General features: G+C 36.3%; 11 protein-coding genes. All 11 read right to left on the bottom strand.

Annotated elements, in window-relative coordinates; all coding sequences use genetic code 11:
* Positions 1-93: 93 nt before the first annotated feature.
* The 11 genes from H6G14_RS25590 to H6G14_RS25540 all read right to left on the bottom strand — a co-directional run bounded on the left by H6G14_RS25590 (position 94) and on the right by H6G14_RS25540 (position 10,961).
* Entirely contained in the window at positions 94-1,056 is a 963-nt protein-coding gene (locus tag H6G14_RS25590; protein WP_190570824.1) for an O-fucosyltransferase family protein, read from the bottom strand.
* A gap of 26 nt (positions 1,057-1,082) precedes the next feature.
* The gene (locus H6G14_RS25585; protein ID WP_190570833.1) at positions 1,083-1,259 is read right to left on the bottom strand and encodes a hypothetical protein; all 177 of its coding nucleotides are present in this window, start codon (positions 1,257-1,259) and stop codon (positions 1,083-1,085) included.
* Positions 1,260-1,380: 121 nt separating this feature from the next.
* On the bottom strand, positions 1,381-2,199 hold the full coding sequence (locus H6G14_RS25580) for a glycosyltransferase family 2 protein (protein ID WP_199326287.1): 819 nt from the start codon (positions 2,197-2,199) through the stop codon (positions 1,381-1,383).
* 192 nt (positions 2,200-2,391) lie between these two features.
* Positions 2,392-3,618 (bottom strand): glycosyltransferase family 4 protein, encoded by a 1,227-nt coding sequence (locus H6G14_RS25575; protein ID WP_190570822.1) that lies wholly within the window; start codon positions 3,616-3,618, stop codon positions 2,392-2,394.
* A gap of 71 nt (positions 3,619-3,689) precedes the next feature.
* On the bottom strand, positions 3,690-5,681 hold the full coding sequence (locus H6G14_RS25570) for an HAD family hydrolase (RefSeq protein WP_190570820.1): 1,992 nt from the start codon (positions 5,679-5,681) through the stop codon (positions 3,690-3,692).
* Positions 5,678-6,451 carry a class I SAM-dependent methyltransferase gene (locus H6G14_RS25565; protein WP_190570818.1) on the bottom strand — a complete coding sequence of 258 codons (774 nt, stop codon included), beginning with the start codon at positions 6,449-6,451 and terminating at the stop codon, positions 5,678-5,680. The genes H6G14_RS25570 and H6G14_RS25565 overlap by 4 nt, the downstream gene beginning before the upstream one ends.
* 1 nt (position 6,452) lies before the next feature.
* A complete protein-coding gene (locus tag H6G14_RS25560; RefSeq protein WP_190570816.1) occupies positions 6,453-7,355 on the bottom strand; it encodes a glycosyltransferase family 2 protein in 903 nt (300 codons plus the stop codon).
* A 109-nt stretch (positions 7,356-7,464) separates the two neighbouring features.
* On the bottom strand, positions 7,465-8,736 hold the full coding sequence (locus tag H6G14_RS25555) for an ABC transporter ATP-binding protein (protein ID WP_190570814.1): 1,272 nt from the start codon (positions 8,734-8,736) through the stop codon (positions 7,465-7,467).
* 98 nt (positions 8,737-8,834) lie between these two features.
* Entirely contained in the window at positions 8,835-9,572 is a 738-nt protein-coding gene (locus tag H6G14_RS25550) for a Uma2 family endonuclease (protein WP_190570812.1), read from the bottom strand.
* A gap of 74 nt (positions 9,573-9,646) precedes the next feature.
* Positions 9,647-10,489 (bottom strand): ABC transporter permease, encoded by an 843-nt coding sequence (locus tag H6G14_RS25545; RefSeq protein ID WP_190570811.1) that lies wholly within the window; start codon positions 10,487-10,489, stop codon positions 9,647-9,649.
* A 43-nt stretch (positions 10,490-10,532) separates the two neighbouring features.
* Positions 10,533-10,961, bottom strand: coding sequence for a hypothetical protein (locus tag H6G14_RS25540; RefSeq protein ID WP_190570809.1), 429 nt, complete (start codon positions 10,959-10,961; stop codon positions 10,533-10,535).
* Positions 10,962-11,271: the final 310 nt, after the last annotated feature.

Raw genomic sequence — 11,271 nt, 5'->3', positions numbered from 1 at the left:
AAAACCAGCGTGGTAAGTGAGGAAACACGGGGATAAATCCCCTTGAGTCGCGTTTCATCCCCTCGATAAATCGTAGGGGTTCTCACGCTCCCACTATATTCTGATAGAAGAATTAAATGCTGACTTAATATTCATAGATAGTAACTCCGGAACTGTTGTTGATTCCGGATCGAAACTACCTTCAAAGACGGATTGCCCAATTTCAGAGGTTAAAACTGAAGCATGAGAACGCTGGGGATGCCAGATGGTTGGACACTGCCCTAAATAAGAAGCCCAACAACTAAAAGTACTTCCCGGAGAAGCAATTAAAATTTTACTCCTAGACAAAGTGAGCATATCAGATAGGGCTGAAGCATGGGGTGAACGAGAAACATTTGGCAAACTTAATAATTCAGACATTTCGTGATCGTAACCATCGGAAAAGATGGTAGCGGGGACATTATAGCCAGCAATTTCACGAATTTTAGAAACAACTCCGATGTACCAGCTCATAGGAGTGCGGATAAAGCCTGTAGGGACACTAGCAAAATCTTCATCTGGCTTCAGAGTTTTGAAGTCTGACAACCTCACATGAATGCCAATTTCAGGTGCCTGATTAGTAGCAATATCTTTATATACGGATGGACGAATACTGGAAAACAATTTCTGCTTAATTATAGACTGATGTTCTCTTAAATCCATGAAACAGTCGCCATAGCGTATCATTCTATCAAAAATAAATACATAACACTCTATTCCTTTAGTTTCCAGGTTACTAAGTTCTAATTGAGATATGTTATGGTTATAAATGATTCGCCTTTTTTTTAACTTTGTTAGCCAATACTTAAGTGTGGGAAAATAACCTTTTGGCGAAAATAAGTTTCCATAAAATCTTTTATATCTTTCACCTCTTAAATATGGTCCAAGTCGAAATATACTCACATTCCAGTTAGGAGTAACTACCGGACAATCATTTATATGAGAAAATAAAACAGCGTTAGCCCAAATAAAAAGCATATTACCCAAACCTGTTCTCGGTAGTTTTGGGTACACTAATATCGTTGGTTTTTTATTCATTTTTGCTTAACTTGTACTTGAGGGTATTAGTTGTTGTAAATATCACTCAATTTGAGCAGGCGATCGCACTGGTCATTAAATGAAGTCATAATCAGGCGTAAATCTGGGTTGAAGGTGCGGTAACTGTTAAGGAAAGCGATCGCCCAATCATAAACAACATAATTGGCGAAAAAATAAATGCCAATATTGCTTGAGTGAGTCATTGAGATATTAGCCTCTACAGCAAGATTGTCAATTGTAATAAAAACTGTTTTTACTTTTATCAAGTAATAGTTTCGGATGTTGATATAGCTTCCTAAGCAACTGAGTTACACCCAAATCTTGTTAAATTCCAGCAGTGCCGCGTAACCTTCTTAATTTTATTATTGTTGATGTTGGCAAAAATGATTTAATTATTGAGATCAATTTACCCCAAATATTACAACTTATCCATTCACCACCATATTGAATTAAACGGGTATATAAGGGAACTAAGCCCTTACTAAGTTTCCATCGTTCCTTAATATACAACATAATTTCTCTGGTACTACCACCACTGCAATCAAAAACGCAAAAAAGAACATCTTGACTGACAAATTTCTTACTATCTCGATACATACGTGCCAGCATATCATGGTCGGCACACCAGATATAACTTGTATTAAAACCATACTCTTGCTGACAAGACAGCCTCACCATAGTAGCCTGATGACAAATTGGCATATAACGCCAAATCTCTACTATAGGTCTAGGCATCTTATGGAAGTATCGCGTTTCTAAATCATCAACCAAAACTTCTTTAACACCAGCAAAAATTACATCAGCGTCACTATTTAAAGCTTCAGTTAGGCTACTTAGAGAATCATTTGCATAAAAATAATCTCCTGCATTCATATAGTTAATCCAAACACCTGAAGCTAGTTTTGCTGCTTTGTTCATCGCATCATAAATTCCACTGTCAGGTTCACTAATATACTTACTAATGTACTGACTATACTTTAGAATAATTGATTTCGTATCATCCTGAGAATCACCATCGACAACTATATATTCTAAGTTAGGGTAATTTTGATTAATTACGCTTTTGATTGTTTTTTCAATAACCTTTTCACCATTTCTAACAACTGTAACTATAGTTACTTTGGGATATGTGATATCCATCATAATTCAATCAATCTAATTAATACTTTATGTCATGCCCGCTAATTTAGAGGAAATGATATTAACGGTGTTTTTCGTAATTTTTAGTTAAAACCAAGAATAATTTAAGTAAGTCATTAAATTGTAAAAATTTTGGCAAAATTTAAATGGTAAAATTTAAAGCTTAGCTGTATCGACGGTAAGTATCGCCTCATGCTACTTAGACGATTGCAACACTTTTTCGTATACTTCGATATATCGTTTTGCTTGTAACTCTAGTGAATATTCATTGATTGCTATTGCCCGACCGTTTTCACCCATTGTTTGCCGTAAATGCACATCTTCGAGCAATTGTACAATACCGTTGCAAAAATCCTGTGTATCTTCTGGCTTGGCTAAGTAGCCAGTTATCCCTGGACGTACCAAATCAGGTACACCACCAATGTTAAAGGATACCATCGGTGTACTGCACGCCATACTTTCTTGTAGTACCAGGGGTAGATTATCAGCACGGGTGGGAAAAATAAATAAGTCAGCAGCAGAATAGGCTATTGATTTCAGGCGATCGCTACTAATGTAGCCAAGGCTTAAAGTTGCTATTCCTAGCAAATCCGTAATTTTTTCAGAACAGTGTCCCAAAGTCAGCAATAGTATTTCTGGTTTTAAATTTTGAGGTAATTTTTGTAGAATTTTTATCAATAAATCTCCACCTTTACGGTAATCATTAAGGCTCTCGGCACCAAACATTAGAACTTTTTGATTGGGTGAAATACCTAATATCTCCCTACATTTCTTTGCGTCTAGAGGTTGATAAGCATCTATATCAATTCCATTTGGTATATGGACAATTAGTTTCTGATTAAGCATACTTTGTTTTGCTTGCTCAGTTAACCATTTGCTGAGAGTCACTATGGTTATATGGGAGTTACCATAAACCCAATTTTTTAGCTTCCATTCCAGATGGGTATTATCTAAGCCGATTTTTGGATAGGTATTGGGATACGGACACTTTCCACAGCCTATTTTCCAGCGATCGCAGTCATAGCTGTAAACACAGTGTCCAGTAAAACTCCACATATCATGAAGTGTAAATACAGCAGGTTTTTCTTTTGTTAGCTTGGGTATAGCTAAGTAACTGAAGTATGCTGTATGCAGGTTATGAAAGTTAAGGCAGTCAGCTTCCTTATAAAAGCTATGTCTTGGGATATCAAAGCTGCTAATGTGATTAATATGGTGAAGACCGATACGCCAAGTAAAACGAGAAAACTGATTCTCAATAAAGCGGTTTCGAGGAATATCTGCCACAAGTTTATTACTATTTTTAGTATTTCCAACTAGCAGCTTGGATTCTACCCCTTGTTTTAATAATGCCTGATGGAGACGATAACCTGCGATCGCAGCTCCTCCGCCTGTATCAGACTGGTTAATGTGTAATATCTTCATACTAACAGCTTCACACCCTGATTTTTTTATAAAAATGGTCTGATAACATTAACTTTTTGCCAATGTATTAATTACAACAATATTTTATTAAATCTACTCATCAAACTTCTTATTTTTGATGTAATTGTTAATATTTTACTGTGAATTATAAGCTTGATAAAATAATTAGTTCGTTTTGATGAGGCCGGGAGCCATACATTATGATGTGGATGACGAGCATAGAGAAATAGATTCCATAAATCAAATAATTTGTATGGAGGAGCTAGTTCATACAGAACATTTTCTGTCTGATCTTCAGCAAATATGAAAGAACCAAAAACATCAGATTCTTTTAAGTTAGGCAAGAGAACAAATTCTTTCAATACTTTCTCTGATGCTTTGAGCAAAGCATTTATGTCCAAATCCGTGTATTTTATACATTTTGTTATTATCTGGGCATAATGTTTAATAGAAGACTGCTGAACTAATAATCCCCATTCCAATGCTTTATTATTATCTTTACTGCGTAAGATAGGCGTAAAAACTCCATTTTGGGACTCAAATCTAATTGTTCCACCGTGATCTGCTGCAACAAATAATTCCAACAAAGCCCTGTGACATAAATTATCTCTTTCTGAAGGAGAATCAACATCTGAGAAATACGCAAATAAGCAATCCTCTGGAAAGGCTTTGAGTTTTCTTGACAATCCGAAATAAAAACCGTACAGCCCATAGGCAGGATACATATCAGCAATATTCAATAGTTTACTGAGAGAACGTTGTAATCTACCATTCCAACCGATATCTACAATTACAAATGGTATTTCATCTGCTAATCCTTCTTGCTTAAAATATCCAATCGCCTGTTCACGATAGGTGGCAGCAGTATCTATAATTAACTGAATCACTTCCTGCTGCTTGAATATCTGTTTAAGCAAAGAACGCTGCTGATTATTAAGGTTTTTTTGCCATATATCTTTTGAAAACCCATTACTTTCTAAAATCTCTGAAATTTGTTCAGGCTTTAAATTAACACGCTCACAAACAGATTGTACAGATAGAAATTGGGTTGGATCAAATATCCAATCTAGTTCAGTTTCACCAATTTCTGTAATAGCTGGAAAGTGCCATGCTTGGCGTGAACCATATAAATATCTACAGTCAATGGTGTAGTTCCAACTTTCACAAATAATCTGAGCTATCTTGAGTAAAATTTGTCCATCTCGCGCTACAAAATAGAGCCTTTGAATCCCCTTTGATTGTGCTTGTGATAAGCACCAATGAACAAAACCAAACAGAACAGGAGCAATGACATTAGCTGCGGTATCCCAAATAACACGATTATGAGGATTAGTTTCTGGGTTTTGAAGACGACAGAGGCGACTTGTACCTGCTAAAAGAGAACGAAACTTCAACGGCAGGTCTTGAGAGTTTGCTAAAATTTGCTCGTAGCGATTAAGCTGAGTTTCATTAAAGTGTTGAGCCTGAATGCCAAGCTTCCTGGGCATCTTTACATCTGAATAATTGTTATCACCCAGATGTACTAATTGAGAAGCTTTAACTCCTTCCTTAATTAAAGAAATTTCAAATAGTTTTCCTGACGCTTTATTAACATTGAACTCTGAAGAAACATAGAGTATGTCTCCCTCTTGCCATATTTGATGATGTTTGAGAAAACGCCTAATCACCTCTGAAGATAGGTACATATCAGAAAGATAGATAACTCGCTGACCATCTTGGTGCAGATGTTGAATTTTCTGCTGAGTTTCTTTAACGGGGTAAAGACTAGTAAATTCTAATTCAACTTCAGCATTTATTGAATGTTCAATTTCAGTGCTTGTCCAGCCTAAATTCTGGGCAAGCACTTCATAAATTTGAATTAGAGTCACTTCACCAGAAACACTTCTGCTTCTTGCTTCTCTTTCCGCTGATTCTCTAATATTTTTCCACTTTTCTGCAGATATATTTATAAGTTCAGCTTGCAAAAGTATAGAACCTAGTTCCAAAAATAAATCAGTTGGTTTTGCCCACTTGCGAACTAAGACTGTATCAAACACATCAAAGGAGTAAACATTATTTTTCATGGTTGCTTACTCCCTCTAGCTAATAAATTTAAAGAAAGTGGCACACTAATGCCCTGCTCCCATCCAAGTTCACCAATCATTTCTAGCCTACGGAACCCACGTATAAAGCGAAAAATTGTCCATTGTAAAATACTCTTCCAAAACCAACTTCTAAAGATTGAACGACTAAAAAACAATCTAAAATTGGGTGGATGAAAAAACTCAGTTGGAACAACTTCAATGCTTTGAAAGCCTGCATTATATAGTAAGAAATCTAGGCTATGTTCTGTGAAGCTAAGATAATGAGTCCAGTCAATATAACGCCAACGACTAGCTAAACCTGAATTGGCATTGGGAACTGTACAAATGATTTGACCATCTGGTTTTAGTGCTTTGCACATTCCTTTTACGAAATCTAGCTGCCCTTCCTGAGGAATATGTTCAATCACATCTAGTGCAATGATCAAATCATATTGATTTTTATGACTATTCAAATAAGCAGTAGAGTCTTTTACTTGAGTAACATTAAGTCCTTTTTGTAGACAAGATTGAACTTGTCCGTAATCAATGTCTATTCCCTCATGATTGATATAGCCCAAATCCTGAAGTGCTAACATAGCAAATCCCATTCCACAACCAACTTCCAGGATGGAAATTTCTTTGTTGGTAGGCAGAAATGGTATGAGTAATCCCTGAGAATAATGCTTCATTGCCTGAATATGTTCAGGGGTATCAGAGTGCCACTTTTTGTAATGGCGTGTATAGTCGATTTTCTCTGTGTTCATTTCCATTTTAATATTTTTTAATCCAGTTCTTAACTAGATTTTTTAAGGATTTTGTCAAAGATGGAGGATTTGGTCTATTTGAAAATTCTAGAAACTTCTCATCGAATTCTTTATTAGGTATGGTTTCTAAAGGTTTAATTAGTGGTAAATCTATAGATTGAACAGGTATAGAACAAATATGACTCGCAGCTTTTGTATGAGTACCATCTTCTCGAAAACCTATATTTTTAATTAAATTTATTTTGGGAATAATGGTTAATCCTTGATTAGCTACACAATTAAAAGCCCATTGACCATCCCAAGAATCTATTTGATTAAGGTAATTAGACTCAAAGACGTTATACACATTATTAGCTTGTTTACCAAAGTAGTAAATATCATTTTCTGTTTTGTATTTATTCCATAATTTCATCTCAATATCATAGTGATTCCATGCCCGTCTCCAAGTTGCCCATCCCCAAATAGGTACAAGTCTAGAAAATAAAAAGCTTGTGTTTAAATGAGGTTGAGGAATAAGATTTGTTCCGGCAAGATGCATGATTTGTTCATGGTTGTAATAATATTCTAGTAGTTCTTCACAGAAAGCAAAAAAACTAGGTTCTGGCAGACAATCATCCTCTAATATAATAGCTTTTTCAACTTGAGAAAATACCCAGTCTAAACCACTAGAAACGCGATATTTACACCCTAAATTTGTATCTGAAAAGTTTGTTAAGACTTCACAATCCCAATCAACATTTTTAATCACTTGCCTTGTCTTCAAGCACTTCTCTTCTTCTTCAGGAAAACGAGCGCCATCTGCAACAACTAAAAGCTTGTGTGGCTTGGCTTGACGGATTGCTTCAAAAACTTGAGCAGTTAGGTCAGGGCGATTAAAGATAAAGAAGGCTACAGGGGTTAATAGAGCCATAATGTTAATAATAAAATCAGTAAATAATTTTTCAATTTTTATAAATCAGGACTTATAATATCTATTGATATCTATACGTTAACACTCGATACAAAGCAATTCTTTTATTCTAAATTTTAGACCATTTAGTTGTAGCTAATATCTTGCAATGGCTTGGTAATCCTTCACTACCTGTACCAAAAAAATCACCTCCATCGACAGTTATATTTACAGCATCTTCAATATAATCCAGCGTTTCTGCATCAGCATGTGAAAAAAAGATGGCAAGCCTATAAGATCCCTTAGCCAAGGGTAAATTTTCTATATTACAAAGAATATAGCCAGATTTATTATCTAGATTTAAATTACTATTTGTAAAATTAGTTCTAAATAATAAAACTCTATTACTTTTATCATCAAATATATCAAGGCTAACAACTACATCATTAAGGTATTCATTGGTTTGATTAAAGTATCCAACTTTAAAGCTGTAATCTTTTCCTGATTGTAGTGAAGAAACTTCATTTCCTTCTATATTTAATATTTGAATACTATATGCTCTTACTTTGCCAGAGCCTCCACGGTCTTTCCTCTCAGCAAGGGGTATATCATCTGCTAAAGTATACGCTTGTTCTAAATATACATTTATAGCTTCTTGAGAACTACTATCCAAATATAAATTTCCTGATTTAAGAAGAATTCCACGAGTGCATAATGATTGAATTGCACTCATTTGATGACTGACAAAAATTACAGTTCTTCCCTCATTACTGACATCCTCCATCTTCCCCAAACACTTCTTCTGAAACTGAGCATCCCCCACCGCCAACACCTCATCCACAATCAAAATCTCCGGCTCTAAATGTGCCGCCACCGCAAAGGCCAAGCGCACATACATCCCTGAAGAATACCGCTTCACAGGTGTATCTAAAAACTTTTCTACCTCAGCAAACGCTACAATTTCATCAAATTTACGCTTAATATCTATCCTACTCATTCCCAGAATTGCACCATTGAGATATATATTCTCTCTACCAGTCAACTCTGGATGAAATCCAGTACCTACTTCTAACAAACTAGCAACTCTTCCCTTAATTTTGATGCTTCCTTGCGTAGGTTCAGTAATCCGGCTGAGAATTTTCAACAGCGTAGATTTTCCTGCCCCGTTGCGTCCAATAATTCCAACTCTATCACCTTGCTTAATCTCAAATGAGACATCTTTTAATGCCCAAAACTCTTCTTGATAATTTACAGGTTTAAATTTTGGATTTCGGAATGATTTAAATAAACCTTTAGCACCATTAGCTATCACGTCTCTTAGTGCAGTGTATCTTTCTTGGGTTTGATGCCCAATAATATATTTTTTACCTAGATTTTCTACCCGAATTACAGTGTCAGACATAAGGTTTGTATATATCAGTTAATATATTCGTTTGTTAATAAATAGGATTTTAATTGAGCGCACATTTATCACAAAACTTATCGGTGCGAATCCTTAAATTACTCTAAAGTATCTGGGTCTACACCGATCGCTCGCAATCTTTGAGCCAATCGTTCCGCCCGTTGCCGTTCTTGTTCGGCTCGTTCCTCTAAAGTGGGAATCCAATTACCTGCAACATCATACCAACGCAGCCATAAACCTTCTGTTTGTTGATACTGTCCCTGCCAAACACCCAAACCTAACTGCAATTCCTCAAACCAAAATTTCGGCTCTGAAATTGCTACTGCTTGATATCGCATTCCTGTTAATTCAAACACCCGCAACAAATTTTGGTAGCGGTCAAACACAACGTAATAAGGAATGCGTAAATTCTGTTCATACACTTGCCATTTTGTCGGAGGTTTGTTGGCATCCCTTAATGTTTGCCCCAAATCTTCTGCTTCTATACCTGGTGAGAGTAATTCTACTACTAAAAATGGTGCAACTGCTTCTTGCCAAACAACATAGCTGAGACGCATTTCTTGTTGTTGTTGAGCGCGAGATACACCTAATACTAAAAACCAATCCGGTCTTTTATGCCATAAGCGATTGCGAGCATCGTAATATAAATTTAAGTCTGTACCAATGAATATTTCTCCAGTCGGGTAAGTTAGTGGTTGGCAGGTTTCCCGCAAAAGTTGGGGTTGAAAGTCGTGAAATTCGTCGGGCAAACCAGACTCCTCTGGGTCTTCGCTGGGAAGGTCGTACATTGTCGGTAGGACTTCACTGGGGGGAAGAGGTGGGTCAGTTTGGTACATACCAGTTTTGATTGCCAGAATTATCTACCTTATTGTAAGTGAGGGGTGGTGAGTTCAGACGGTTATCTTGAGAATTAGATCACATCTGCAAATGTCCGTTCCATTTTACGGAAGTACCAAATTCCACTGATAAATAATAGAAATACTAAGCCCAAAGAAAGCAAAAATCCGGGTAAATATAAGTTTGATTCTCCACCTAAAATTGCCCAACGAAAACCATCAATTACGCCAACTATTGGGTTTAAGGAGTAGATAAATCGCCACTGTTGGGGAACTATGGTACTACTAAATCCTACTGGTGATATGTATAATCCAAACTGCACAATAAACGGGACAATATAACGGAAATCTCTATATTTAACATTTAAAGAAGCCAGCCATAATCCTGCACCCATTGACGCAGCAAAGGCAATAGCAACAAAAAATGGTAAGGTGAAAATTCGCCAAGTTGGAATATAGTTATACCAAGCCATTAATCCTAGTAAAATTATCCCCGAAATCATAAAGTCTACAAAGCTAACTACCACTGCACTGGTAGGGACAATTAGGCGAGGAAAATATACTTTGGAAATTAAATTAGCATTACCTATCAAACTATTGCTGCACTCCGAAAGAGAGTTAGCAAAAAATTGCCAAGGTAACATTGCGGAAAATACTAAAATCGGATAGGGCGCACCCTGGGAAGGTAATTGTGCTAACTTTCCAAACACGACTGAAAAGACTACCATCGTTAGAAATGGACGAATTAATGCCCAAGCAATGCCGATCGCAGTTTGTTTATACCTTACCAAAATGTCACGCCAGGAGAGAAAATAAAATAACTCCCTATAACGCCATATATCTTTCCAATACTGCTGCTCGGTGCGCCCAGCTTCAATCACCAACTCTTGCTTAGAGCTAATATCTGTATTACTCATAGGTTATTGATTGAAGATTAATATCTTGAACAACTTGATAGAGTTAAGTCACAAATTGGAAACCGTTAAGACCTTGATAGGTAATATCCCTAGCACTCCTACGAGTAAATTCACTTACGGAAGGATTACCCTCAGAATGAATCACCCCTGTTACTTGCTGCCATAGTTCCCTCGGTGCTAAGGAAATTTCATAGGTGCGATCGCCTGATTTACAAACGTGATACCATTTGGTTTCTTGGCACTCTTCACACCAAAAAGCTTCTAGCCATTCTCCTTCTATAGCAACTGTTGTTTGATTTGCTACTAACATTAAAGCATTGCGCCGACTCATACCTCTTTGCTGTAACTGACCTGCTTGGTCAGCAAAAAGTTTATATTTCTGGCTAACGCTATCAAAATAGCAGCCATGAATCGGACAGTAAATCGCCCTACGTTTAGAACGCTTCCGATTTCGGTCACACCTTCTCTGCAATTCCACCTCCTGTATAGACAAAAACTATGAACAAGGAAGGCTATCTTGGAGGGACTGAGATCAATAAGACCATCGAAGCCCAACTCCTAAAAATATCGCCGAAATATTCAATTAAAATGATGAGTTGGTTGTTATTATTTTACAACTCTGGTGATTTCACAAAATAGTTTATCTACTAGATAAAGAACTTATTAATATTGAAATAAATTCTATTCCAACCAAGCTCTTAATCTTGTATTTGTCTCATGATAGTTTTATACCATGTAATTAAACATTTGTGGCTTTATTTATTTCCTATTTTTGGGAAATT

It is taken from the genome of Nostoc parmelioides FACHB-3921, from assembly GCF_014696625.1.
Taxonomy (GTDB): domain Bacteria; phylum Cyanobacteriota; class Cyanobacteriia; order Cyanobacteriales; family Nostocaceae; genus Trichormus; species Trichormus parmelioides.
This window is presented reverse-complemented; position numbering and strand designations above follow the sequence as displayed.